26 protein-coding genes are annotated in these 23,994 nt (G+C 69.6%); 13 read left to right on the top strand and 13 right to left on the bottom strand.

Annotation, left to right across the window (positions count from 1 at the left end):
• Together R8F63_14955 and R8F63_14950 are read right to left on the bottom strand one after the other, a co-directional pair.
• Positions 1-813 carry an SDR family NAD(P)-dependent oxidoreductase gene (locus tag R8F63_14955; protein MDW3219912.1) on the bottom strand — a complete coding sequence of 271 codons (813 nt, stop codon included), beginning with the start codon at positions 811-813 and terminating at the stop codon, positions 1-3.
• Positions 814-823: 10 nt separating this feature from the next.
• The gene (locus tag R8F63_14950) at positions 824-1,153 is read right to left on the bottom strand and encodes a metalloregulator ArsR/SmtB family transcription factor (protein MDW3219911.1); all 330 of its coding nucleotides are present in this window, start codon (positions 1,151-1,153) and stop codon (positions 824-826) included.
• A gap of 68 nt (positions 1,154-1,221) precedes the next feature.
• On the opposite strand from R8F63_14950, the gene R8F63_14945 reads away from it, so the two are divergent.
• Positions 1,222-1,785 carry a peroxidase-related enzyme gene (locus tag R8F63_14945; GenBank protein ID MDW3219910.1) on the top strand — a complete coding sequence of 188 codons (564 nt, stop codon included), beginning with the start codon at positions 1,222-1,224 and terminating at the stop codon, positions 1,783-1,785.
• The gene (locus R8F63_14940; protein MDW3219909.1) at positions 1,782-2,726 is read left to right on the top strand and encodes an ornithine cyclodeaminase family protein; all 945 of its coding nucleotides are present in this window, start codon (positions 1,782-1,784) and stop codon (positions 2,724-2,726) included. The genes R8F63_14945 and R8F63_14940 overlap by 4 nt, the downstream gene beginning before the upstream one ends.
• A 19-nt stretch (positions 2,727-2,745) precedes the next feature.
• On the opposite strand, the gene R8F63_14935 is transcribed toward R8F63_14940, so the two are convergent.
• Positions 2,746-3,171, bottom strand: coding sequence for a DUF126 domain-containing protein (locus R8F63_14935; GenBank protein MDW3219908.1), 426 nt, complete (start codon positions 3,169-3,171; stop codon positions 2,746-2,748).
• Positions 3,168-4,442 carry an aconitase X catalytic domain-containing protein gene (locus tag R8F63_14930; GenBank protein ID MDW3219907.1) on the bottom strand — a complete coding sequence of 425 codons (1,275 nt, stop codon included), beginning with the start codon at positions 4,440-4,442 and terminating at the stop codon, positions 3,168-3,170. The genes R8F63_14935 and R8F63_14930 overlap by 4 nt, the downstream gene beginning before the upstream one ends.
• Positions 4,443-4,467: 25 nt before the next feature.
• On the opposite strand from R8F63_14930, the gene R8F63_14925 reads away from it, so the two are divergent.
• From R8F63_14925 to R8F63_14905, 5 genes are all read left to right on the top strand, one after another.
• Entirely contained in the window at positions 4,468-4,941 is a 474-nt protein-coding gene (locus R8F63_14925; protein ID MDW3219906.1) for a hypothetical protein, read from the top strand.
• On the top strand, positions 4,938-5,237 hold the full coding sequence (locus R8F63_14920; protein ID MDW3219905.1) for a hypothetical protein: 300 nt from the start codon (positions 4,938-4,940) through the stop codon (positions 5,235-5,237). The genes R8F63_14925 and R8F63_14920 overlap by 4 nt, the downstream gene beginning before the upstream one ends.
• 22 nt (positions 5,238-5,259) lie before the next feature.
• Complete coding sequence (locus R8F63_14915) at positions 5,260-6,009, top strand: class I SAM-dependent methyltransferase (GenBank protein ID MDW3219904.1); 750 nt, start codon at positions 5,260-5,262, stop codon at positions 6,007-6,009.
• Between the two features lie 114 nt (positions 6,010-6,123).
• Positions 6,124-7,323 (top strand): ammonium transporter, encoded by a 1,200-nt coding sequence (locus R8F63_14910; GenBank protein ID MDW3219903.1) that lies wholly within the window; start codon positions 6,124-6,126, stop codon positions 7,321-7,323.
• A 116-nt stretch (positions 7,324-7,439) separates the two neighbouring features.
• Positions 7,440-9,728 (top strand): [protein-PII] uridylyltransferase, encoded by a 2,289-nt coding sequence (locus R8F63_14905; protein ID MDW3219902.1) that lies wholly within the window; start codon positions 7,440-7,442, stop codon positions 9,726-9,728.
• Between the two features lie 15 nt (positions 9,729-9,743).
• Here the strand turns inward: R8F63_14905 and R8F63_14900 are convergent, their stop codons facing one another.
• From R8F63_14900 to R8F63_14890, 3 genes are all read right to left on the bottom strand, one after another.
• Positions 9,744-12,005: a hypothetical protein gene (locus R8F63_14900; protein MDW3219901.1), complete on the bottom strand. Its 2,262-nt coding sequence runs from the start codon at positions 12,003-12,005 to the stop codon at positions 9,744-9,746.
• Positions 11,998-12,459 (bottom strand): sigma-70 family RNA polymerase sigma factor, encoded by a 462-nt coding sequence (locus R8F63_14895; GenBank protein ID MDW3219900.1) that lies wholly within the window; start codon positions 12,457-12,459, stop codon positions 11,998-12,000. The genes R8F63_14900 and R8F63_14895 overlap by 8 nt, the downstream gene beginning before the upstream one ends.
• A gap of 81 nt (positions 12,460-12,540) precedes the next feature.
• Positions 12,541-13,584 carry a GGDEF domain-containing protein gene (locus tag R8F63_14890; GenBank protein MDW3219899.1) on the bottom strand — a complete coding sequence of 348 codons (1,044 nt, stop codon included), beginning with the start codon at positions 13,582-13,584 and terminating at the stop codon, positions 12,541-12,543.
• A gap of 49 nt (positions 13,585-13,633) precedes the next feature.
• On the opposite strand from R8F63_14890, the gene R8F63_14885 reads away from it, so the two are divergent.
• Together R8F63_14885 and R8F63_14880 are read left to right on the top strand one after the other, a co-directional pair.
• Positions 13,634-14,338 carry an NUDIX hydrolase N-terminal domain-containing protein gene (locus tag R8F63_14885; GenBank protein MDW3219898.1) on the top strand — a complete coding sequence of 235 codons (705 nt, stop codon included), beginning with the start codon at positions 13,634-13,636 and terminating at the stop codon, positions 14,336-14,338.
• Positions 14,335-15,186, top strand: coding sequence for an alpha/beta hydrolase (locus R8F63_14880; GenBank protein MDW3219897.1), 852 nt, complete (start codon positions 14,335-14,337; stop codon positions 15,184-15,186). Before R8F63_14885 ends, R8F63_14880 begins: the two co-directional genes overlap by 4 nt.
• 97 nt (positions 15,187-15,283) lie before the next feature.
• Here R8F63_14880 and R8F63_14875 read toward each other — a convergent pair whose 3' ends face one another.
• Together R8F63_14875 and R8F63_14870 are read right to left on the bottom strand one after the other, a co-directional pair.
• Positions 15,284-16,183: a PAC2 family protein gene (locus tag R8F63_14875; protein MDW3219896.1), complete on the bottom strand. Its 900-nt coding sequence runs from the start codon at positions 16,181-16,183 to the stop codon at positions 15,284-15,286.
• A 30-nt stretch (positions 16,184-16,213) separates the two neighbouring features.
• The gene (locus tag R8F63_14870) at positions 16,214-16,357 is read right to left on the bottom strand and encodes a hypothetical protein (GenBank protein ID MDW3219895.1); all 144 of its coding nucleotides are present in this window, start codon (positions 16,355-16,357) and stop codon (positions 16,214-16,216) included.
• Positions 16,358-16,525: 168 nt separating this feature from the next.
• Between R8F63_14870 and R8F63_14865 the strand changes: the two genes are divergently transcribed.
• Positions 16,526-17,965 carry an aldehyde dehydrogenase gene (locus R8F63_14865; protein MDW3219894.1) on the top strand — a complete coding sequence of 480 codons (1,440 nt, stop codon included), beginning with the start codon at positions 16,526-16,528 and terminating at the stop codon, positions 17,963-17,965.
• A 72-nt stretch (positions 17,966-18,037) separates the two neighbouring features.
• On the opposite strand, the gene R8F63_14860 is transcribed toward R8F63_14865, so the two are convergent.
• From R8F63_14860 to R8F63_14845, 4 genes are read right to left on the bottom strand one after another with little or no spacing between them, the layout of a single operon-like run.
• Positions 18,038-18,484 carry a GNAT family N-acetyltransferase gene (locus tag R8F63_14860; protein MDW3219893.1) on the bottom strand — a complete coding sequence of 149 codons (447 nt, stop codon included), beginning with the start codon at positions 18,482-18,484 and terminating at the stop codon, positions 18,038-18,040.
• A 16-nt stretch (positions 18,485-18,500) separates the two neighbouring features.
• Positions 18,501-19,496: a transglycosylase SLT domain-containing protein gene (locus tag R8F63_14855; protein ID MDW3219892.1), complete on the bottom strand. Its 996-nt coding sequence runs from the start codon at positions 19,494-19,496 to the stop codon at positions 18,501-18,503.
• A complete protein-coding gene (locus R8F63_14850; protein MDW3219891.1) occupies positions 19,493-20,752 on the bottom strand; it encodes a PQQ-dependent sugar dehydrogenase in 1,260 nt (419 codons plus the stop codon). The genes R8F63_14855 and R8F63_14850 overlap by 4 nt, the downstream gene beginning before the upstream one ends.
• Positions 20,749-21,603, bottom strand: a complete 855-nt coding sequence (locus R8F63_14845; protein MDW3219890.1) for an acyl-CoA thioesterase II — start codon at positions 21,601-21,603, stop codon at positions 20,749-20,751. Before R8F63_14845 ends, R8F63_14850 begins: the two co-directional genes overlap by 4 nt.
• Positions 21,604-21,696: 93 nt before the next feature.
• Here R8F63_14845 and R8F63_14840 point away from each other — a divergent pair, with 93 nt between their 5' ends.
• The 3 genes from R8F63_14840 (at position 21,697) to R8F63_14830 (ending at position 23,924) form a co-directional block, all read left to right on the top strand.
• Positions 21,697-22,158 (top strand): GtrA family protein, encoded by a 462-nt coding sequence (locus R8F63_14840; GenBank protein MDW3219889.1) that lies wholly within the window; start codon positions 21,697-21,699, stop codon positions 22,156-22,158.
• Positions 22,159-22,788 carry a class I SAM-dependent methyltransferase gene (locus R8F63_14835; GenBank protein ID MDW3219888.1) on the top strand — a complete coding sequence of 210 codons (630 nt, stop codon included), beginning with the start codon at positions 22,159-22,161 and terminating at the stop codon, positions 22,786-22,788.
• Between the two features lie 77 nt (positions 22,789-22,865).
• Entirely contained in the window at positions 22,866-23,924 is a 1,059-nt protein-coding gene (locus R8F63_14830) for a hypothetical protein (protein MDW3219887.1), read from the top strand.
• The last annotated feature ends 70 nt before the right edge of the window (positions 23,925-23,994 follow it).

Below are 23,994 nucleotides of genomic sequence, written 5' to 3'. Positions count from 1 at the left end.
CTACAGGTCCTCGATCGCGGGAAACTCGGACGGCGGCTTGATGTCGACGGTCGCCGACCGCTGCTGGGCGAGCATGCCGCCGTCGATCTTGATGACGTCACCGGTGATGTAGGAGGCGTCGTCCGAGGCGAGGAACAGGGCGGCGCCGGTCATGTCGGACGGCTCGCCGATCCGCCCGAGCGGCACGTTCTCGCCCCGGTGGACGCGGTCCTCGACCGAGAGACCGCTGGTGTCGATCGATCCCGGCATGAGCGCGTTGACCCGGATGTTGTACGGGCCGAGGTCGAGCGCCATCGCCCGGGTGAGCGCCTCGATGCCGCCCTTGGTCGCGTCGTAGGCGGTGAAGCTGCGATGGGCGCGGGTGGCGCCGCCGGAGGACATGTTGAGGATGACGCCACCGCCGTTCTTCGCCATCACCCGAGCAGCGCGGTGCGACGTGAGGAAGTGACCGGTGAGGTTCACGTCGACGATGCGGCGCCACCAGGCTTCGTCGGCCTCGAAGAAGTGCAGCATCGGGCTGACGAGGCCGGCGTTGTTGACGAGGACGTCGATGGTGCCGAACTCGGCGATGAACGCGTCGAACATCGTCTCGACCGCGGCGCCGTCGGACACATCGGCGGCGAGGGCGAGGGCGGTGCCGCCACCGTCGTTGATCGCCGCGGCGGTCGCGTCGGCGTCGGCTGCGTCGACATCGTTCACGCCGACCCGACAACCGACGCCGGCGAAGCGCTGGGCGAGGGCGCGGCCGATGCCCTTGCCCGCGCCGGTGACCAGCACCGCCTTGCCGTCGAGTGATTCGTATCCGGTTGTCATGAGCGTCCTCTCAGAGATCGTGCAGGTCTCGCTTGACCGTGTCGAGCGCGTCGTCGTCGCGGCGGTAGTAGACCCAGCCCTGGCGGGGGGTCGCGATGATGAGTCCGGCGTCGGTGAGCACCTTCAGGTGGCGACTCGCCGCGGGCTGGCTGACGCCGAGTTTGTCGGCGATGAACTGGTTGCAGGCGCCGTCGACGATCGGATCGCCGTGTTCCTGGGGCGGAAAGTGGGCGACCGGATCCTTCAACCATTCGAGGATCTGGAGGCGGCGGGCGCTCGCGAGCGCCTTCAGCGTCGCTTCGAGGTCGCGGTCGGTGTCGGCCAGCGCGGGCATAGCCATATAACTAATATGTTATGTCCCGCGCGTCAACCTCCCGCTTCCCCCCGAGGATGTGCTGTGATGCGGCGATGCCCGCGAACGATGGCCCGTGGATCGAGACCGTGCCGGACGACCGGTGGGACGGCGACCTCGCCCCGCTCCGCGAACAGGTCGTCGATCGCGACCACGACCGCGTCGATCACATCATGGCGATTCATTCCCTCAACCCGCGTGGTCTTGCGGCGCACAGCGGGCTCTACACATCGGCGATGGCGGGGACGGGGTCGCTCCGCAAGGTCGAGCGCGAGTTGATCGCGCTCGTCGTCAGCCTGGAGAACGAATGTCACTATTGAATCGTCCACCATCGGCGCGGTCTGCGCCGGCTGCTCAAGGACGACGAGCTGCTCGCCGCGGTCGAGGCGGACTGGCGAACCGCGGACCTCTCGGAGGCCCGCCGGGCGATGCTCGCGTACGCGGTGAAGCTCACCGTGACGCCGGGGGCGATGGTCGAGGCGGATGTGGTTGCGTTGCGTGACGTCGGCTTCTCGGATCGCGACATCCTCGACATCGTGGAGGTCACGGCCTACTACGCGTACGCGAACCGCATCGCGGACGGTCTCGGCGTGCCGACCGAAGCCTGGATCCCCGAATGACCGCGCCGGTGTTCCTCGACGATGGCGCCGTCGCCGCGGCGCTGCCGTGGGACGCGCTCATCGGCGCGGTCGAGGACGCCGTCACCCACCCGGACGGTGCGTCGCCGACGCGGACGGTCCACACGGTCCCGGTGCCGGGCGCCGCCGATGGGGCGTTCCTGCTGAAGCCGGCGTGGATCATCGGTGACGTCATCGCCTTGAAGGCGGTCACCGTCTATCCCGACAACGGCGCGCAGGGCCTGCCGACGGTGCAGGCGGGCGTGCTGCTGTTCGACGCGGCGACCGGATCGCTGCTCGGCGCGTGCGCGGGCAACGAGCTCACGACGCGGCGCACGGCCGCCGCCAGCGCGGCAGCGGCGAAACGGCTGGCTCGGCCCGATGCGCGCCGCCTGCTCGTCGTGGGATCGGGCGCGCTCGCCCCGATGGCCGCCCAGGCCCACGCCGCCGTCCGGGACTACGAACGGATCGAGATATGGGGCCGCCGGGCCGACGCCGCGGCCGCGGTGGTCGAGGAGCTCGTCGCCGCGGGCTACCCGGCCGTCGTGGCCGGCGAGCTCGATGCCGCGGTCGCGACCGCCGATGTCATCAGCGCCGTCACGGGATCCCGCGAGCCGCTGATCCGTGGTGACCTGCTGCAGCCGGGCGCCCATGTCGACCTCGTCGGGGCGTTCAACGCCGAGATGCGCGAGTCGGACGATGCCGTCGTCGTGCGGGGCTCGCTGTTCGTGGACACCCGCGACGACGCCATCCTGGCCGGCGACCTGGCGCAGCCCCTTGCATCCGGGGTGATCACCACGGATGCGATCCAGGCCGATCTCGCCGACCTCGTGCGCGGTACCCATCCCGGACGACGGTCGGACGACGAGATCACCGTGTTCAAGTCCGTCGGCCTCGCCCTGGAGGACGTCGCCGCCGCCAAGCTCGCGTTCGGCGAGCGGTAGCGGCGAGGTGAAGCGGGGGTCAGACCCCAGGTGAAGCGGGGGTGAGGGTGCCGTCGGGGGACAGGGTCGCGGTGGTTGCGGCGGCGATGGTGGGGTAGTCGGCCTCGGTGACGAGGACGATCGGGACGGGGCGGCCGTAGAGCTCGTCGGCGACGATCGATCCGGTGGCGAGGATCTCGTCGGCGTCGATCATGACGATCGCGGCGGGGGCGGTGCCGAGCCGCGCCATCTCGGCGAGCACGGTGCTCGCCGAGCTCGATCCCCGTCCGCTGCGCATCACCAGGATCGTGTCCGTCACGCAGGCGCCGATTTGCGGGTGGTGCTCGTCGATCACGCGACCGTCCTCGGCGCAGAGTCCGCCCCAGAAGCTCACCGGCTCGTCGAGGGCGAGCACGGCGCCGGATGCCTCGCCGGCGACCACGACCCGGTGGGGGCGAACGGTCACGCGTCGGCCCACATCTCGTCGCGGAACACGAGCCGGCCGGTGACGGCGGAGTCGGCGCAGTCGTCGACGCTGCCGAACACCACATCGATGCCCAGGTTCCCGGGCGCGTAGTGCGCCCACTTCGCCGAGTCGGTCATGGCGTAGGTGCGGACGTCCGCCATGATCGGCGTGATGTAGGTGCACGTGTCGGTGACGATCTGCACGCCGGCCTGCTCCAGCTCGGCCTGCCAGCCCCGCAGCGAGATCTCGTGGAGGACATCGCGGCCGGTGTTGACGAAGCACTCGACGTCGGGTGACACGACCCGCCCGGCGAGGGCATCGCGCAGGCGACCGAACTCGGTCACGGAGTAGTGCGGTGTGCCGAGCGAGACCGCGCCGAGCGGGCCGGACGTGTCCACCGTGGTGCTCAGCGCGTCGCGCGCGGCGCGCAGGTCGGCGGGCGTGATGTCGACGGTCGCCGTCGGCGGACGTCCGCCGAGCGCGGCCTCGAGGGTGGGTGCCTCCGGCGTGATGCCGACGGCGTGGAAGAGCCCGACGGCGCCGGTCGACGCGGCCGCCGCGCCGAGCGCCTTCAGCCGGTGCTCGGGCACCTCCGGCGGCAGACCGACGATCACCGGGACGCGCGCACCGGCCCGGTGCCCGACGAGGGAGCCGAGCACCGGCGCGAGCGCGTCGTGGTGCAGCAGTTCGTCGCGGACGCCGACGAGCCGGAACACGATCTCGCCCCGTCGGTTGGCGTCCAGGTGCAGGCCGGCGGCCGGGGCGCGCCCCGTGATCGCCGAGCAGATGTCGATGAAGTCGCCGTAGCGATGGGTGCGGGCGCCGAGCACGGAGTTGGCGAACACGATGGCGTTCGACTCGGCCCAGGCGACGTGCTGGCCGAACGCCGGGCGGTCCTCGAGCTGGTAGGGCGCGCACGTCCACGTCGGCCGGCAGCCCATGTCCTCGTAGAGGGTCATCAGTGCCCGGCTGTCGTCGGCCGCGTCGGCGTCGCCCCGGTAGAGGTCCGGATGGAGGAGGTCGAGCGACGACACGTTGAGGGTGGTGGGCACACACACCTGCGCGCCCCCGGCCGCCAGTGCCCGCGCGAAGTCGAGACCGGCCTGGCCGAGGTACAGACAACTGTCGATGTGGGCACCCTCGATCGAGAGCAGTTCGGCCGCCTCCATCGTGTCCGCGACGCGGGTCACCACCCGCATGGCCATTGCCGTGGCGTCGCCGCGCTCACCGGCGAGCATCGCCTGATCGGCGTCCGTCAGGGTGAGTCGCATCGGCGTCACCGTAGTATTCGCCACCGTGACCACGGAGCCGACGCTGGCTGACGACGAGGCGCGCCTCGTCGAGATCTCCACCGACCTGCTCGCCCGCGTGCGGGCCGCGGCGCCGCGCTGGTTGCGTGCTCGTGCGGTCGCCCTCTGCGCCGCGGCCGGCGTCGCCGCCGATGGGGTCGACGCTGCCGTGTCCGATGTGCTGGCGTTGCTCGACCCCGAGCTGGAGCGCATCCTGCTGGCCGACCCGGACGCCGGGGCCGGGAGCCCGCTCGCCGCCATCCGGGCATCGACCCGACCACTGACCGAACACCTGCGCGCGGTCGGCGTGCCCCCCGTGATCCGCGACGCGTTCGCGCAGGAGAACTTCCGCGACGACGTCTACGACTTCGGCCCGGCCGCGTTCGCCGACATCGACGAGTCGTTGCACGAGCCGGGCCTGCTGTGGGGCGCGGCGCGGGCCCATGTGCACCTCCGGCGCCGGCGCGAGGCCGCCACGTGAGCGGGCTCGTCGTGCTCACCCGCGACCTCATGGACGGCGGGCGCTTCCGCTCCGCCGCGCCGGAGGTCACGGTGGTGCGCGACGAGGGCGACGTCGCGCTCGGCGCCGCGGACCTCATCGTCGTCGACCTCGCCCTCGGCGCCGATCTCGGCGCCCTGGTCGCGCTCGGTCCGCCCGTCGTCGCCTACGGCGCCCATGTCGACACCGACGCGCTCGACGGCGCGCTCGCCGCCGGCTGTGTCGACGCCGTGCCCCGGTCGCGGATCTTCCGGCGCGCCGGAGAACTGCTCGACTGACCCGTCGCTAGGCTGCTGCCTCGTGTCCGACCGACCTCCCTTTCCCGACGTGTTGGCCTCGGTCGCCGACGTCGAAGGGTGGATGACCGACGACCAGGCCGCGCGTCTCTATGAGCGGGCCGCGGATCTCGGCGCCGGCACCCGCATCGTGGAGATCGGCAGCTTTCGGGCCCGGTCCCTGATCGTGCTCGCCTCGGCCGCAGAGGACGGGGTCGAGATCGTGTCGATCGACCCCCACGCCGGCAGCGATCGCGGTCCCCAGGAGATCGAAGCGGATCAGGAACGCGGCGACGACGACCACAGCGTCTACAACGCGAACCTCACGCGGGCCGGCGTGCGCGACCGGGTCGACCATGTCCGCAAGATGAGTGACGAAGCCCTCGCCGACGTGGACGGTGAGATCGACCTGCTCTACATCGACGGGGCCCACCGCTTCGGGCCGGCGCGGGCCGACATCGTGGACTGGGGCGACCGGGTCTCGGGCGGCGGGGTGCTGCTCATCCACGATTCGTTCAGCTCGATCGGGGTCACCCTCGCCCTGCTGTCCACGCGGTTCCTGTCCGGCGAGTGGCGCTACGTCGGCCGGTCACAGTCGATGGCGGAGTACCGCCGCGAGCGCCTCGGTGGTGGCGAACGGATCACGAATCTGCTCCGCCAGATCGTCCAGCTGCCCTGGTTCGTCCGCAACGTGATCATCAAGGTCCTGCTGACGGCAAAGCTGTATCCGCTGACGCGGATCTTGGGCCACACCACCCGCGACTGGCCGTACTGAGCCCGGCCGAAGAAACAGACGCATCAGGTTCCCGAAACAATCCGGAAACAGTCGATCCGTACGTTGACCCCCGTTCGTTCGCGGATACACCGCGATCACGGGGAGGGAACACGAATGGAAGGCAACACCGCCTGGATGTTGATGAGCACGGCGCTCGTGCTGTTCATGGTGCCGGGACTCGCGTTGTTCTACGGCGGCATGGTCCGCTCGAAGAACGTGCTCAACATGCTCAACATGAACACCTACTGCCTCGGCATCGTGCCGCTGCTGTGGGTGCTGTTCACCTTCTCGCTGGGCAACAGCGGCGACGGTGAGGGCCTCGAGGCCATCATCGGCAACTTCGACGCCGCCGGCCTGAAGGACCTGACCGGCAATCCCGAAGCGCTCATCGGCGTGGCGTTCTTCATGACGTTCGCGGCCATCACCCCGGCGCTCATCTCCGGCGCGGTGGCCGACCGCATGAAGTTCTCGGCCTGGGCGATCTTCGTCCCCCTCTGGTCGATCCTCGTCTACACGCCGGTGACCTACTGGGTGTACACCGGCTGGCACCACAGCAAGCTCGACCCGGCCGCCATCGACTTCGCCGGCGGCACCGCCATCCACATCAACGCCGGTGTCGCATCGCTGGCCCTCGTGCTGGTCCTCGGCAAGCGCAAGGGCTGGCCCGACACCGCGATGCCGCCCCACAACCTCACGTTCGTCATGCTCGGTGCGGGCATCCTCTGGTTCGGCTGGTTCGGTTTCAACGCCGGCTCGGCCGGTGCGGCCGACGGTGTCGCGGTGCAGGCACTGCTCAACACGTTCGTGGCGGCTTCGGCCGGCATGATCGCCTGGCTGCTCATCGAGAAGGTGCGCGACGGCCACGCGACGACGCTGGGCGGTGCCTCGGGTGTCGTTGCCGGCCTCGTGGCCATCACGCCGGCGGCCGGCTATGTCGGCGGGCTCTCGCCGATCATCTTCGGTGCCGTCGCCTCCGTGTGCTGCTACTTCGCCATCCAGCTCAAGACCGCATACGGCTACGACGACTCGCTCGACGTCGTCGGCATCCACATGGTCGGCGGCATCGTCGGTGGCGTGCTGCTCGGCTTCTTCGCCGACTCGCGGATCAACGGTGTCGACGGGGTGTTCTTCGGGGACAGCGCCCTGGTCCTCAGTCAGGTGATCGCGATCGTGTCGGTGATGGCGTTCTCGTTCGCCGTCACCTACGCCATCGCGAAGGTGCTCGACTCGGTCATGGGCCTCCGGGCGTCGGACGAGGACGAGATCACCGGCCTCGACCAGACCCAACACGCCGAAACCGCCTACCTCGACTGAGAAAGTACGCCGGGGTCAGACCCCCGTACCTTCTCGAGAATGCACGGGGCTCTGAGAAAGTACGGGGGTCTGACCCCCGTACTTTCTCGTTGTCGGGCTGATGTAATGGAACTGCCATGAACGCCATCCCTGCCACGTCGGCGGTTCTCGCCGACTCGTCCCTCGTCGGCACCGGGCTGTCGCGCGCCTACACCGCCGAGATCGACGCGTGGCTGCAGGATGTCGTCGGCGGCGTCGGCGAGATGGAGGGCGTTGCCCTGGCGGCGGTCGGTGGCTACGGGCGCGGCGATCTCAGCATGGGGTCGGACCTCGATCTGCTGCTCATCCACAACGACTCGGGCCACGTCGCCGAGGTGGCGGAGCGCATCTGGTACCCGATCTGGGACACCGGCATGAAGCTCGGCCACGCCGTGCGCACCGTGGACGAGGCCCTCGATCTCGCGTCGTCCGATCTCGACACGGCCACTTCCCTGCTCGACATCCGACTGATCGGCGGCGATCCCCGGCTCGTCGAGGAGCTCGCCACGAAGTCCCGTGCCCAGTGGCACGACAACGCCGACCGGATGCTCACCCTGATCGCCGAGGGGACGAAGCAGCGCCACGCGGAGGCGGGCGAGGTCGCGTTCCTCCTCGAGCCCGATCTCAAGCTCTCGCGCGGTGGTCTGCGCGACGTCCACGCCCTGCACTGGATCGACCTGGCCGACGACGGGCTCATGGAGGAGTCCGAACGCCAGGGCCTCGTCGGTCCCCACGACACGATTCTCTCGGCCCGCGTCGAGCTCCACCGTTCGACCGGGCGCCACTCGAACGTGCTGCTCCTGCAGGACCAGGACGACGTCGCGGCCGCTCTCGGCTACGGCGATGCCGACGATCTCATGGCCGACGTCTCCCAAGCGGCCCGCACGGTCGCGTGGATCACCGACGCCGTCCTCCACCGGATGCATCTGCGCAGCAACCGCCGCCGCTGGCGCTCGAAGGTGCGGGAGATGGGCCACGGCATCCGCATCGTCGACGAGACACTCCACCTCGTGGAGGACGCTCCGGTCGCGACCGACCCGGTCCTGCCGTTGCGGGTCGCCCACATCGCCGCGCGCGAGGACGTGTTCATCGAGCGGTCCGTGCTCGACCGCCTCGCCGACAACTCCCCGCACCTGCCGGATCCCTGGCCGGACGAGGCCCGTGAGGTGCTCGTCGACCTGTTGCTGCTCGGCTTCGAATCGATCCGCACGCTCGAAGCGCTCGACCAGGTCGACCTGCTCTCGCGCCTGTTGCCGGAGTGGGCGCCGAACCGCAGCCGTCCCCAGCGCAACGCCTACCACCGCTACACCGTGGACCGGCACCTCATGGAGGCTGCCGCGGAGGCCGCCAGCATCGCCGATCGCGTCGAACGCCCGGACCTGCTGGTCCTCGGTGGGCTCTTCCACGACATCGGCAAGGGGTATCCGGGCGACCACTCCGAGGTGGGCGTCGACCTCGTGCGTCGCATCGCCCAACGCATGGGCTATCCGCCGGCCGACGTCGAGGTGCTCGCCGCGCTCGTCCGTCATCACCTGCTCCTGCCCGATGTCGCCTCGCGGCGCGACCTGGAGGACGAGGACACGATCCGCTTCGTCGCCGAGGAGATCGAGTCGGTCACCACCCTCGAGCTGCTCGGCGCACTCACCGAAGCGGACTCGATCGCCACGAGCCAGTCCGCCTGGAACGGCTGGAAGGCCGAGCTGGTCAGGGACCTCGTCACCCGCACGAGTCACTATCTGCAGAGCGGCGGCAACGTCGTGCCGTCCGCCTTCCCGTCGCCGGACCTGCTCGACCGGCTGCTCGCGGGGGAGGAGAACGTCGAGCTGCGCGGTCACGAGCTCACCGTGATGACCGAGGACCGCCGTGGCACCTTCTCCCGCGTCGCCGGGGCGCTCGCCCTCCACGGCGTCGACATCCTCGAGGCGCAGCTCCACACCGAAGGCGGCCGCGCCCTCGAGGTGCTGCGGGTCGGCGGTGGCATCGGGCTCGACGAACGTCCCAAGCAGGTGGAGGAGGACGTGCGCCGTGCCCTGCGCGGTCGCCTCGCCGTCCGAGCCCGCCTGATCCAGCGGGCCCGCAACTATCGGTATCAGAAGGTGACCACCGCCCGGCTCAGCGACCCGCAGGTGATCCTCGACAACGAACTGTCGTCGACCTACACGGTGCTCGAGGTGCGCGGCCCGGACTCCATCGGCCTGCTCTACCGGATCACCCGGGCGATCGCGGATCTCGACCTCGACATCTACACGGCCAAGGTGCAGACCCTCGGCGACGACGTGGTCGACTCGTTCTACGTCCTCGACCCGAACGGCGAGAAGATCGTCGAGGACAGCTATCAGCGCGAGATCGAGCTCGCGATCCTGACTGCGATCGCCGCCGACGCCTGAGGGCGTTCCGACCGGTCAGTTGACGATGCCGGAGCTCGTGACAACGAGCTCACAGCCATCGAAGTCGACGATCGCGGAGAAGCCGGTCGGCGTCTGCGCCGTGGAGATCTCGTCGGGCACGAAGATGGAGAGGACCCCTCGATCGGCGAAGGGCGAATCGGCCTCCAGCGGAGTGACCGTGACCGGCTGCGTCACGTCGGTGAATCGGCCGATCTCGATGGCCGGGGAACGCCAGTCGGGAAGGTTGCCCTGCATCATCACCCGGACGTCATCGGCTGCTCGCCAATCGGTCCAGACCCAGACCGTCATGGTGAGACCGTTGTCGAGTGCGATCTCCGTGGACGACAGCACGTCCCCCGGGCCGCTGCCGCCGCCGAGGCCGCACGGGTGGCGGTCCGGGAACGTCGCGCTGACCTCACGATCGACGGTGGTTGGCGCGCCTTCGGTGAGGCCGGGCTCGGGCCCGGGATGGATCAGGCCGAGGTCGAGCGCGACGTAGATCGGTGGACCGCCGGACTGTTGACACGCGATGTCCTGGTAGGCAACGGCCCGACGACACCAGCCGTCGGCGAGGTCGGTGCCCGGTTCGACGGACAGTTGCCGGAGGGTCCGGACGACCTCGTCGCCGGTCTGGAGGTCGTACGAGACGAGCTCGATCGACCGTTCACCCGTCGGCGTGACCCTCGCGTCGTAGGCCGTGGCGATGTCGCCCCGCGTCCACAGCAGGCCTGGTTCCTCGATCGACGGCTCCGTACGCCAGAGCGGGTCGCCATCGTGGTCGATCACCTCGATCCAGGTCTCACCGCCGAGTCCCATCGCCATGGCGATGGCGCCGTCGGCGAAACGCACGGCGCTCGCCCCGACCTCCCAACTTCCGGCTGCGGTGAGGCGCTCGACGTCTCCGGTCGCGAGATCGACGATCAGCAGGTCGTCCACCCAGTCCTCGATGGTCGCGCCGGTCTGCTTCGTCACGAGCGCCTTCGCCACGCCGTCGACCAGCGCAACGTCGCGCAGCTGGGTCTGGCGGAACCCGTCGCCGAGATCGATGACGTAGCTGCCGGCCTCGTGCCACACGGTGATCGGCGGCGCGCTGTGGCTTTCGTCGTCCGCCTCGTGCACGACGTAGCCGCCGACGTAGAACGCGAGTTGCGTCGGCCCCACGAGCATCCGGTCGACTCGGTTGCTGTGCAGGTCGCGGAACTCCACGCCCTCGCTGGTGCCGGCCACGAGGTCGTAGGTCGCCGCCGGGTCGGGCGCCTCGACGTCGAGGCGCTCGCCATCGGTGGGCGGTGGCGTCGGTCCGGTCGAGCCGATCCATTCCGCGCTGGCCAGGATGTCGGCGAGATGGTCGGCATCGCCCCCGATCACGATCTGGTCCCACGCCTCGTCGTGCTGGAGAACCGGCGCGGGGGTGGGGACGATCGCGCCGCTCACCGCGAACGTTCCGAATTCGAGCTCGATCGCATCGCGGGTGGTGACGAGGGTGGCGGTGCTCCCCAGGACGGTCGTGTCGCCGATGTCGACCTCGTCCTCGGTGACGCCGAGACTGTCGAGGAACGGGCCGACGTCCGTGCTGGGGAGGACGTCGACCGCCACCCAGCCGTCGTCTCCGCCCCACGTGCGGCCGTCCTCGATCGGCTCCCAGTGGGCGGGGATCTCGATGCGCACCCCGAAGTCGACCGCGTCGACGGTCGTCGTCTCGGCCTGGGCCGGCTCCTCCGGTGGCAGCCACCGGATCGACTCCACGATCGCGTCGATGTGCGCCGGCGTGCCCGTGATCCAGAGCGGGAAGTGGAGCACGTCGCGAGTCGTGAGATTCGGGCGGTCGACCTCGATCGTGACATTGCCGGCTGCATCGACACGCCGCCGTCCCGTTTCGCCGTCGACGGTCACCGCGTCGAAGGTGGCGTCCCCGGACGGTGGCCGGAGTTCGAGTTCGACGTAGCCGTCGTCGCCCTCTGCCTGGAACGTATCTTCCCCGACGGATGGCACCCACGAGGCGGGCACGTCCAGCTCCACACCCAACGAGGAGATCGTCAGATGCTGCAGCATCGCGACCTCGTCGTTGCGGTCGTCGGCGCGCACGTCCGGCCCATCATCGCCGAATGCCGCGAACCCGATGCCGGCGATCGCCACGAGCGCTGCAGCAACGGCCGCGTAACCCCAGCGCGGCGCGCGCCGCGCGGGGGCCGACATCGCGTCGGCAGCTCTCGTCACCGGTGTCCGGTCGGCGCGCCGCTCGGCGAGGTGGCGCAGTTGGTCGTCGAGGTCACCCATCGGTCATCACTCCCAAGCTCGTTCGCAGTTTGTGCAGGGCTCGGTTGACCTGGGTCGAGATGGTCGACGCGGAGACGCCGAGGGCGTCGGCGGCTTCGGTGTGTGTCCACCCGCAGGCCGTCACCAACCACACCGCCCGGGCCTGACCGGCCGGGAGTGCGGCGAGCGCGTCGGGGAGGCCCGGCTCGACGTCGGGAAGATCGTTCTCCCCTGACCACGGCAGCCAACCCTGCTTGCGACGACGGGCGCTGGACTGCGCCACCCGGTAGAGGTAGCCGGCGGGACGTTCCATCGCGAGCACCCGATCCCGGTTCTCCCAGGCGTATGCGAGCGCGGCGGCGACGGCATCGGCCACCGTGCCGTCCGCGAGATGACCCGCGAGGGCGCGGCGCAGCTGTGGTTCGACCTCGAGCACGAACTGCTCGAATCCCTTGCTGTCGCCGGCTGCGTCCATCGTCACCCGTCTAACCGATTCGACGCCGATCCGCGCTACAGCGTTCCCCGGAATGCGGCGCCCCGGAGCCGGACGCCGCGGTTATCGCTCGAGTTCCGCGGCGTGTTCGACCACGTGCCCGCCCCCGGCGTGCTTCGCCTCGTACATGGCGTGATCGGCCCGGCGCAGCACCTTGTCGGCCGAGTCGCCGCTGCTGAAGGTGGTCACGCCGATGCTTGCGGCGGGGCAGAGCTCGAATGACGCCCAGCGCCACGGATGCGTCAGGTTGGCCATCAGCTTCGCGGTGAACGCCCCGCTGCCCGTCGCCGGATTGACCTCGGGGAGCAGGATGACGAACTCGTCGCCGCCGATCCGGGCGGGAGTGTCGATCGAGCGGGTGACGGCGTTGATCCGTTCGGCGATCTCGCACAGGAAGCGGTCGCCGACGCCGTGCCCGTAGGTGTCGTTCACCATCTTCATGCCGTCGATGTCCACGAAGACGACCGCGCCGGTGGCCCCGGATCGATCGGCGCGGGCCAGCGCCGCCCCGAGCTCTCGATCGAAGGCCATGCGGTTCGCGAGACCGGTGAGCGTGTCCGTGTTGGCGAGCCGGTCGAGCTCGCGGGCCTGATGGTCGTGGGACCGACGGGTGAACACACCGAAGACGAGCACCGAGCCCAACACGCCGATGCGCACGACCAGCGTCGCGATGTTCGAGATCTCACGGGGCTCCGGTGCCGGCCCGAGCGTGGTCATGATCACGAGGACGATGCTGGGCACCCCCCACAGGACCGCCTGGCGGGCACCGAGCGTGTACGCGGTCGTGAGCAGCAGCAGGAGCGGGAAGTAGACGGCGATCACCGGGGTGATGTCCATCTGGAACACGGCGAGCGCGACGAGGGAGAGCACGATGGCGTTCAGGATGTGGAGGCACTGCTCGAAACCTTCGCCGCCGCGCTCCATCGCGACGACAGCGAACGCGAGGATGACGACCGCAGCGGCGCCGCCGAAGGCGATCAGCCAGAGCCCCATCGTCAGGGGCACGCCGACCGCCATCACCGAGGTCACGGGGATCGCCAACCGCAACGGGATGCGGGCCCGTTGGATCATGCGGGCCCGATGCGCGGCCTCGTAGCTTGCGGACATCCCCTCCCATCGGTCGTCGGGTCTCCGGACTGAGCGTAGGGTTCGAGCTGTGACCGATTCCCCTGCGCCTCGCCGCGCCACGGAGCGCGAGCTGTTGCGCTGGGCCGAGACCCTGTCGGCCACGGCTCGCACCGGGCTTGGCTTCACCGACAATCTCTACGAGCGCGAGCGCTTCGAGGAAGTACTCGCGGTTGCGGCCGACATCCGGTCCCATGTCGAGGGCGGGTTCCATCCCGAGGAACAGGTCCAGGAGTGGCTCGACCGGGTCGGCTCCGGCGTGGCGGGTTACGTCACGCCGAAGATCACGGTCGGCGCCGTGGTCGGTAACGACGACGGCGAGCTCCTGATGATCCAGCGGGCCGACTCGGGTGTGTGGCTCTACCCGACCGGCTGGGCCGACGTGGGCTACTCGCCGGCGGAGGTCGTCGTGAAGGAGGTCTGGGAGGAGACCGGGATCGAGTGCGAGGTCGTCCGTCCGATCGCCATCCTCGACGGCCAGCGTCGCGGCTTCACCCGCATTCCCCTCGTCTCCCTCGTGTTCCACTGCCGGATGACCGGCGGGGAACTCACCCCCCACCCGCTCGAGTGTCGCGATGTCGGATGGTTCCGCCGCGACGCCTTGCCCGAACCCGTCGCCAACGCGGACCTGTGGGCGGATCAGGCATTCGCCGCGATCCGCGGCGACGATCTGGCCGTACAGTTCGACCGTCCCCGCACGCCCCCGTGGCGGGGTGAACCTGGAGATCACGAGTGACCACGCCCACTGCGTACGAACCCGTCACATCGACCGTCGACCACGGCACCACCCGCGATGGCCTCGTGCAGTTGCGTCGTCGCTGGCAGCCGAGCGGCGAGGCGAAGGCCGCGGTCCTGTTGCTGCACGGCATTGCGGAGCACAGCGGCCGCTACGAACACGTCGGACGGCGCATGGCCGACGCCGGCTACGACGTCGTCGCCATCGACCATCGCGGCTACGGCCGCAGCGGTGGTCGGCGCGGTCACTGTGACCGCTGGTCCCAGTTCACCGACGACGTCGAGGACCACATGACCGAGCTGAGCGCTCTCGGGATCCCCACGGTGCTTCTCGGCCACTCGATGGGCGGTCTCATGGCGACCCGCTATGTGGTCGACCAGCGGACGCAGCCCGATCTGCTCGTGCTGTCCGGTCCCGCGCTCGGCGCCGAGATCCCGACCCATCTGCGGGTCGCGGCGCCGCTCATCGGTCGGATCATGCCGACGATCGAGATCAAGGAGCCCGGCGACCCGGCGCTGTTGTCGACCGACGAGACGGTCGGCGAGGTCTTCTATGCGGATCCGTACCGCGTGCCGTTCCCCACGGCCCGTCTCGGGTGGGAGCTGATGAAGGCGATCCAGGAGGCCCGCGAGGGCATCGCCAACGTCACCATGCCCACGCTCGTCCAGCACGGCGCCGATGACCGACTCGTCCCCGTCGAGGCCTCCGAGATCTTCGAGACCCTCGACAACGTCACCCGGATCGTCTACCCGGGCCTGCGCCACGAGATCTACAACGAGCCCTCTCGCATGACGATCATCGACGAGATGATCACCTGGGTCGACACCCACCTCCCCCGTTCTGGGTGAACGGGGGCGCGGATTTCGACCGTATGTTCACCCAGAACGCAAGGGGGTGAGGTGCTGACGCGTCACTCGTTGTTGGTCGACTCGTGCCGCTGACGCGTCACTCGTTGTCGCGGAGGAACTGTTCGACCTCGGCGAGGAGGGTCTCGGGGTCGTCGTCGAGTTCCTCTTCCTCGATGATCTCCTCGTCGCTCTCCTCGGCTTCGTCCCAGGCCTCTTCGAGGTCGGCGACATAGCCCGCGGTGTCCTCGTCCTCGGCGACGAGCTCATCGACCTGGCGTTCGTAGGTTGCGGCGGCGATCTCGAGATCGGTGGAGTACACGGAGGTGCTCATCACGTCGCACACCCGCTCGACCAGCGCGAGGGCGGCCTTGGGTGACGGGGCACCCGGCACGTAGGAGGGCACGGCGGCCCACACCGATGCGGTCGGGATCTCCGCCTCGCGACACATCGAGGACAGCACGCCGACGATGCCGGTCGGCCCCTCGTAGGTGGAGGGTTCGAGGTCGAGCTCGCGCCTCAGGCCCTCGTGCTCGGACGATCCGTAGACCTCGACCGGGCGGGAGTGGGGGACATCGGCCAGCAGTGCGCCGAGGGTGATGATCTGGCTGACGTCGAGGGCCCGGGCCGTGGCGAGCACCTGCTCACAGAACGTGCGCCAGCGCAGCTGCGGCTCGAGGCCGATCAGCACGATGGCGTCGCGTTTCGCGCCGGCGACCCGGCAGGCGCGGAACATGTTCGTCGGCCAGGTGAGCGAGCGCCGGCGTTCGTCGTCGAGCTGGACGAGCGGACGCGTGGTGCTGAAGTCGTAGAAGAACTCGGCGTCGATCTCGGCGAGCGCCGAGCTGTCCCAGCGATCGGCCAGATGACCGGCCGCGATGCTGGCGGCGTCGCCCGCATCGTTCCAGCCTTCGAAGGCCGTGATCAGGATGGGAGATCGCAGCTCGGGGACGTTGGCGAGCCAGCGGACATGCGCAGGGGATTCGGCGTGCGTCGACACGACGGCAACGCTATCGGCGCCGAGGGCTGGTCAGCGTCCTCTCGTGACGCGGTACGTGCCATCGACATTGCGGCTCACGACGACGCCCTCGTTGCTTTTTCGTAACTCATCGGCGGTCGCCCGGTCGACGCCGTTGGCGAGGACGTAGCCACTGCTCTGATCCTTGAGATTCACGGTGAAAACTCCTGTTGGGTCGCCCGTTGGGGGGAGAGCGCCCATCCCGCCGAAGACACGATAGCCGGTCTCCGGCCGCCTGTTCCGTCATCCAACTGACATCTTTCGAAAATCTTTCCCGGGCGCCCCCAAATGGGCACGACGGGAACGTGTCACTACTGTCGCGGCATGGACGAGCAGACCACGATCTTCATCGACAACGACCATGTCGCGGCCACGACCGGCGACCGCATCGAGGTGATCAATCCGGCGACGGAGCGGACGATCGGCAGCGTGCCGGATTGCGGCCCGGCGGACATCGACCGGGCGGTCGCCAGCTCCGTGGCGGCGTTCAACGGCGAGTGGCGACAGTGGACGCCCGACGAGCGGGTCGAGGCACTCAGCCGGTTCTCCCAGGCGATCCAGGGCCGGGCCCAGGAGTTCGCCGACGTGATCACCGCCGAGGTCGGCACGCCGACCACCCAGTCGATGATGATGCAGGTCTTCGCATCGACGATGGTGCTCGACCAGTACGTCAACGTCGGCAAGAACTATGCCTGGCAGGAACAGCGTCAGGGTTCGCTCGGTCAGCGGGTGCTGGTCAACAAGCAGCCGGTCGGCGTGTGTGCGGGCGTCGTGCCGTGGAACGTGCCGCTGTTCATCGCCGCCATGAAGCTCGGCCCGGTCATCGCGACCGGTTCGACGATGGTGCTCAAGACCGCACCGGAGACGCCCCTGCACGGCCACCTGATCGGGGAGTGCGCGGCGGAGGCGGGGCTACCGCCGGGAGTCGTCAACGTCGTGTCCGCCGACCGGGTCGGCAGCGAGTACCTCGTGCGTCACCCGGACATCGACAAGGTGAGCTTCACCGGGTCGGCGCTGACCGGGTCGATCGTCGCGTCGATCTGCGGCGAGCAGATCAAGCGGTGCACGCTCGAGCTCGGCGGGAAGTCCGCCGCGATCGTGTTGGACGACGTCGACCTCGACGCGGTCATGGGCGACCTCGTGATGTCCGGCATGCTCAACACGGGCCAGGCCTGCGGCGCGCAGACCCGCATCCTCGTGCCCAACACGCGCTACGACGAGATCACCGAGGCGCTCGGCGCGGCGGTCGCGGCGCTGCCCTACGGTGACCCGACGGATCCCGAGATCGTGCTCGGCCCGCTCGTCGCGAAGCGTCAGCACGACAAGGTCGCCGGCTACCTCCAGGCCGGCAAGGATGCCGGCGCGGTCGCGGTCACGGGCGGCAACCTCGCGTCCCAGTTCGAGACCGGCTTCTACGTCGAGCCGACCGTGTTCCGCGATGTCACGAACGACATGACCATCGCTCGCGAGGAGATCTTCGGGCCGGTGCTGTCGTGCATCGGCTACGACACCGTGGACGAGGCGATCGTGATCGCGAACGATTCGGACTACGGCCTCAGCGGTTCGGTGTGGACCCAGGATCTCGACCGGGCGGCCACGATCGCCGGCCAGATCCGCACCGGCGTGGTCGCCGTCAACAGCGCCGCGATCCTCGACATGGCCAGCCCGTTCGGCGGCTTCAAGAAGTCCGGCATCGGCCGCGAGCTCGGCCCCGAGGGCTTCGGCCCCTTCACCGAGATCCAGTCCGTCCTCCTCCCCGCCTAGTTGAGACGCCGGGGTCAGAGCCCCGTCCCACTTTCTTCGGCGAGATGGGACGGGACTCTGACCCCGGGTGTCTCAACTCTGGAGTTGGTCGGGTGGGGCGTAGCGGTAGACGTTGGTGTCGCGCTGGACGAAGCCGATGCGCTGGTAGAGGCGGTTGGCGGCTTCGCGTGACGGGCGCGAGGTGAGGTCCACGGTGATGGCGCCGTTGGCGAAGGCGTGCTCGATCGCCGCCTCGTTCAGGATGCGGCCCACGCCCTTGCCGCGGGCGGCTTCGTCGACGATGACGTCCTCGATCCACGCCCGGATGCCGGTGGGGATCCGGAACAGGATGAGCGTGAGCGTGCCGAGGATCCCGGTCTCGTCGCGGCACATGAACAGGATCGACGCGTCGGAGTCGATCATCTCCTGGAGTGCCTCGTTCGTCGGCGGCGGGTTCGACTTCGAGAGCTGGGGGACCAGGCGGTCCATCGCCTCGCGCAGTTCGTCCGTGACTTCCGTGGCGATGTAGGTGTCGACCATGGGCCGAGCGTAGAGGTCAGGAGCGCGGCGGTGGCGCCGACCAGGGCGCGTCCTCGAGATAGTCCGACGTCGGCTGTGGCTCCTCGAGGCGGTACCCGACGGGGAACCACAGATCGCCGATCGCGGCCGAGTAGTGGATCTCCCAGTCGTGCGCGGCGAGGAACGAGCGATCGTCGGCGGCGAACAGCGTCGCGTAGTGGGTGACGGCGGCGACGTAGGCGTCCGAATTGTTGTAGCCCCACAGCGCCCGGTGCATGTCGTCGGGCCCGCCCCGGCGCACGAGATATCGCGCCGCCGCGGGGATGGCGTCGGCGGGATCGTCGATGTCGCCGTCGCTCACCTCTTCCCACGTCGTCGGCAGGAACTGCATCGGCCCCTGGGCGCCGGCCGTCGACAGGCCGTCGATGCGACCGAAGCCCGTCTCCAGCAGGTTGATCGCCGCCAGGAAGCTCCAGTGGACGCCCGTGTCGGCCTCGGCCTCTTCGTAGAGGGCGCGGAGTTCCTCCGCCGACAGCGGCTCGATGATCTCCCATGCCGGCGCGTTCTGCGGAGGTTCGCCGGACCCGCCGCCGATGTCCGCGATGGCGCGGCGAGCGGCGAGGTGGCGTTCGATCACCCAGCGATGCTCCTCCGGCGCCCCGTCCAACGTGATGGCGATCCACTCCAGATCGCGGCCGATCACGCGATAGAGCATCTGCTGTTCGTGGGCGAGATCCGGCCACTCCGGCCCGTTCGGATCGGTGGTGTCGAGCAGATCCTCGAGCTCGTAGAGCCGGCCGGCGGCCTCCTCGGCATCCCCCGGAACCGACGGGTAGACGCGGCCGTTCGGGGCCGCCGGGTGAGCGGACGGCGGCTCAGTCGTCGAGGTCGCCGTGGTGGTCGATGTCGTGGATGCCGCGCTCGTGGTCGGCGGCAAGGTCGTGTCGGTCAGCTCGGGCCGGTCGGTGCCCGAGCACCCGCCGGCGACCAGCGCCAAGCCCACGAGCGTGGCGGCCGCCGCCTGTCGGGTCACGCCGGCACGATGCGTTCGATGGCACCCGACAGCGTGATGGCCAGCAGTTCGCCCTGCGCGTCGGTCGTGATGCCGACGAGCCGTTCGATGTCGCCGCCGAGGTCCCGGAAGACGACCGCACCGTCCTGGATCGCGATCGCCCACACCGTGGACCGGCAGTAGTCGCCGAACACATAGGCGCCGACGAGTTCCGGAATGGCGAGGCCCCGGTAGACGACGCCCCCACTGATCGAGCAGCCGCTCGGCGGGCCGCCGTCGTGGGGGTACTCGTAGACCGGGTCGACGTTGCCCTCCGGTCGTTCGCCCTCGAACCGGTGGGTGCCCTCCCGGTTGTCCCACCCGAGGTTGGCGCCGACGCCCCACCCGTTGGCCCCGAGCAGGAGGTTGATCTCCTCCCACTCGTTCTGGCCGACATCGGCAATCCAGAAGTCGTCGGTGACCGGGTCGAACGAGATCCGCCAGGGATTGCGAAGCCCGGTCATGAAGATCTCGGGGGCGCCGTCCTCGCCGGAGGCGAACGGATTGTCGGCGGGGATCTCGTAGGGCCGGTCGCCGCCCGGCGTCGGGTCGATGCGCAGGATCGACCCGAGGATCTGGTTCGGGTCCTGCCCGGCCTCGAGCGGGTCGTTGGCGCTGCCACCGTCACCGACCCCGATGTAGAGGTGCCCGTCCGGGCCGATGGCGAGTGCGCCCCCGTTGTGGTTGGAGAACGGCTGGTCGATCGTGAGCAGGTGGTGACGGTCGCCCGGGCGACCGTCGGCCAGCAGGAAGGCGTCGATGTTGGTGTTGCCGTCGCGGTCCGTGAAGTTGACGTAGAGCGCCTCGTCGTCGACCGCGAGCCCGAGCAGGCCGCGCTCGGACGCGACCGTCGTCTCCGCGCTGATGTCGACGATCGGTTCGCCGATCTCGCCCGTGTCCGGATCGAGCACGACGATCTGGCCGGCCCGCAGGGCGAGCCAGACCTCGCCGTTGGGCGCCACGGTCGTGTCGATCGGGGCGCGGTAGGTGCCGACGTTCTCGACGGCGACCGCAGCAGTGGTGAGATCACCGTTCACCGACCGCGGATCGGCGGTCGTGGTGGTCGCGGGCGTCGATGTCGTGGACGTGCTCTCGTCGGCCGGGGCGGCGCCCCCCGTCGTCGTGACCACCGGAATGGTGGTGTTCGACGGCTCGGCCGGACCCGGTGCGTCGTCGCTGCACGCGGCTGCGGCGAGGGCGAACGCGGCGATGAGGGCGAGACGGCGGCGATGCGTCACGACGAGGCCACGGTCCGCCGGATGAGGCCTTCCTGCACGACGTTGGCGATGAGCCGGCCGTCGTGGGTGAAGACCCGACCCGTGGCGAGCCCGCGGGCGCCCGTCGCGGCTGGGGTGTGCTGGTCGTAGAGCAACCACTCGTCGGCCCGAAAGGTGCCGTGGAACCACATGGCGTGATCGAGACTCGCCATCTGGATCCCACCCTCGATGGAGCCGGTGCCGTGGGGGAGGAGGCTCGTGTCGAGCAGGGTCATGTCCGACGCATAGGTGAGCAGGCAGGTGTGGAGGACCTGATTGTCCGGCAGCCGCCCGTCGGCGCGGAACCACACCTGCTGCACCGGCGGCAGGGGTTCACGCCGCTGGAGCGGACTCTTGGTGATGTAGCGGATGTCGAGGGGGTGGGGCTGATCGGGGAACGGGTCGTCGATGCCCGCCGCGGCGAACCGGTCGGCTCGGGTCGGCAGGTCATCCGCGGCGGGGACGTCCGGCATCGGCTCGAGGTGCTCGAGGCCGGACTCGTCGATGTGGAACGACGCGGCGAGGTTGAAGATCGCCCGGCCGTGCTGGATGCCGACGACGCGACGGGTGGTGAACGAGCGGCCGTCGCGGATGCGGTCCACCTCGTAGAGCACCGGCACGGTCGGGTCACCCGGTCGCAGGAAGTAGGCGTGGAGCGAGTGGACGGGCCGGTCGTCGTCCACGGTGCGCGCCGCGGCGACGAGCGCCTGACCGGCGACTTGGCCGCCGAAGATGCGCTGACGGTTCTCGTCGGGCGAGACACCCCGGAAGATGTTGACCTCGATCGCCTCGAGGTCGAGGAGGTCGACGAGGTCGTCGACGTCTTTCTGCATCGGCCCATACTGCCGCAGCCGCACGCCCTCGGGAGGTCAACACGGGCGGCGTCTCGACCGACAGGAAGGGGTATGCCGCTAGCCTCCACCATCATGTCGTCCTCGCGCGTCGCCCAACTCCGCGCGATCGCGGAAGAGCACGGAGCGAAGCTCATCCGCTACTGCGGCGTGTCCGTGGTCAACGTGATCACCGGCGTCGGCACCCTGTTCATCTGCCTCGAGATCATCGAGATGCAGCGCGTCGCGGCGAACGTCACGGCCTGGGTCGTCAGCACCGTTCCGGCGTACCTGCTCAGCCGCTACTGGGTCTGGCAGCAGTCCGGCGCCAACTCGGTGCGCTCGGAGATCGCGCCATTCTGGATCCTCGCCCTCATCGGGCTGTCGTTCTCCACGTTCTGCATCTGGATCGCCGGCTTCGCGACGGAGAACTCCTTCGTGCTCATCGGCGTGAACTTCTGCGCGTACGGCGTGGTCTGGGTCGTCAAGTACCTGGTGCTCGACCGGCTGATGTGGGGCGTGGTCGCGCCGAGCGAGATCGAGGTCGAGGTCGCCTGAGTGGACCCCCGATTCCGAGAACTCGCCGAGGCCGCCCGCGGCTTCATGCCGCCGGATGAGGGCGTTGCCCTCCACGAGGCGGCGCTGGCCGTCGACGTCGACGGTCCGTTCCTCGAGGTCGGCAGCTATTGCGGCAAGTCCGGTGTCTACATCGGCGCCGCGGCCCAGGCTCGCGGACGCGTGCTCTTCGCCCTCGATCACCATCGAGGGTCCGAGGAGAACCAGGCGGGCTGGGAGTGGCACGAGCCGGATCTCGTCGATCCGGCCGTCGGCAAGATGGACACGCTGCCGATCTTCCGGCGGACGATCCACGATGCCGGGCTCGAGGGAAGCGTGGTGGCGCTCGTCGGCGACTCACCGACGGTGGGCTCCGTGTGGGCGACGCCGCTCGCTCTGCTGTTCATCGACGGCGGCCATGGCCACGATCCCGCTCACCGCGACTACGAGATCTGGGTGCCCCATGTCGTCGTCGGCGGCCGGCTCCTGATCCACGACGTGTTCCCGGACCCGGCCGACGGTGGGCGTCCGCCCTACGAGATCTACCGCCGGGCGATGGAGTCGGGGGCCTTCCGCGAACTCGCCGCGGTCGGGTCGCTGCGGGTGCTCGAACGCACCGGCGCCGGTATCTGAGCCGCCGGGGAGCTCTCGATCGCGGGTCGGGACCTTCGCCCTTGTCGCAGTCGGCGCCGGGGGCGCACAGTGGAGCCATGATCCGCCTGCCGGTCGCGTGCGTTGCCGTGCTCCTGGTGTTCGCCGCAGCATGCGGGGACGGGTCGTCGTCGAGTCCGACCACGTCCACGACGACGACAACGACCACGACGTCCTCCACCACGACCGTGAGCACGAGCACGACGACCACGACCACGAGTCCCTCGAGCACGACGACAACCACGACGACCCAACCGGCGGTCGTCTGCGAGGTCGACGACGTCGTCGACCTGCTCGATGCCGCCGTCGCCGATGCCCGACTCGAGTCCGGGGACTGGTCCGGAGACCCGCTCGCGGCGCCGTTCGCCGAGCGAACCACGAATGGCGACGAATACGCCCGGCGGATGGGCCTGGACTGTGGTGCGCGGCTCGCGGACGCCGCCGAGCAGCGCCTGGCGATCGTGGCCTGGACGGGGCCGCGAGCGACCTTCGTCGTTCAGGACGCCGCCGCACCCTCGATCTCATATGCGCCCACGGCCGTCGTGGTGACCGCGGTCGAGGACCTGCGGGGCGAGTTCGTCCGCGACGACCAGTCGTTGTGGGCAGGGACAGGATCGGCGGGTGAAAGCGTCGTGATCGGGCACGCCGACTACAACCTCGGCGCGGCGGCGAAGTTGTTCGGCGTCGCAGAGGCGCCGCCGCTGTTCCGCGAGGTGGCGATCCCGGCCGAGGAGCATGCCATCGCCGCGCTCGAGGCTGCCGGCATGCGCAATGTCGAGATCGCCCAGACGCCCCCGTTCGAGAGTCTCGAGGGGTATGTCCAGTTCATCTCGGTGACCGGTCAGATCTCGGTGGTCGACGTCGCGCCGACCGACTGGTTCGACCCGATGCAGGCCCGCTACTACACGGGGGACTCGCGGATCGAGACGATCGGTGGGGTGGCGGTGCGGGTGACCGAACCGCTTCCCGAGGACAACCTCGGCTTCACCCTCGGGGCCGAGTTGGGGTGGGCGTGCGCCGGCTACGGGTGGATCATGCAACCGCCGTTCAACGGATCGGTCGACGAGATGCTTGCCTCCGCCGAGGCCGTGATCGCAACGGAGCAGTGCGGGAGCTGACAGCGGCGCAGCGCTCGATCATGGCGGCCTGAACGTCATCCAGTCGACAGAATCGGCCTCCGCCTGGGCC

Source organism: Acidimicrobiales bacterium (assembly GCA_033344915.1).
Classification (GTDB): Bacteria; Actinomycetota; Acidimicrobiia; order Acidimicrobiales; family Aldehydirespiratoraceae; genus JAJRXC01.
Note: the sequence above shows the minus strand (reverse complement) of the source record. Positions and strands in the feature narration are given on the sequence as shown.

Coding starts and splice junctions, on each gene's coding strand:
- R8F63_14895 (MDW3219900.1), bottom strand. CDS start 12,459: ATGGACGCAGCCGGCGACAGCAAGGGATTCGAGCAGTTCGTGCTCGAG.
- R8F63_14865 (MDW3219894.1), top strand. CDS start 16,526: ATGGACGAGCAGACCACGATCTTCATCGACAACGACCATGTCGCGGCC.
- R8F63_14910 (MDW3219903.1), top strand. CDS start 6,124: ATGGAAGGCAACACCGCCTGGATGTTGATGAGCACGGCGCTCGTGCTG.
- R8F63_14950 (MDW3219911.1), bottom strand. CDS start 1,153: ATGGCTATGCCCGCGCTGGCCGACACCGACCGCGACCTCGAAGCGACG.
- R8F63_14900 (MDW3219901.1), bottom strand. CDS start 12,005: ATGGGTGACCTCGACGACCAACTGCGCCACCTCGCCGAGCGGCGCGCC.
- R8F63_14845 (MDW3219890.1), bottom strand. CDS start 21,603: ATGCAGAAAGACGTCGACGACCTCGTCGACCTCCTCGACCTCGAGGCG.
- R8F63_14830 (MDW3219887.1), top strand. CDS start 22,866: ATGATCCGCCTGCCGGTCGCGTGCGTTGCCGTGCTCCTGGTGTTCGCC.
- R8F63_14890 (MDW3219899.1), bottom strand. CDS start 13,584: ATGTCCGCAAGCTACGAGGCCGCGCATCGGGCCCGCATGATCCAACGG.
- R8F63_14905 (MDW3219902.1), top strand. CDS start 7,440: ATGAACGCCATCCCTGCCACGTCGGCGGTTCTCGCCGACTCGTCCCTC.
- R8F63_14840 (MDW3219889.1), top strand. CDS start 21,697: ATGTCGTCCTCGCGCGTCGCCCAACTCCGCGCGATCGCGGAAGAGCAC.
- R8F63_14930 (MDW3219907.1), bottom strand. CDS start 4,442: ATGCGACTCACCCTGACGGACGCCGATCAGGCGATGCTCGCCGGTGAG.
- R8F63_14955 (MDW3219912.1), bottom strand. CDS start 813: ATGACAACCGGATACGAATCACTCGACGGCAAGGCGGTGCTGGTCACC.
- R8F63_14940 (MDW3219909.1), top strand. CDS start 1,782: ATGACCGCGCCGGTGTTCCTCGACGATGGCGCCGTCGCCGCGGCGCTG.
- R8F63_14860 (MDW3219893.1), bottom strand. CDS start 18,484: ATGGTCGACACCTACATCGCCACGGAAGTCACGGACGAACTGCGCGAG.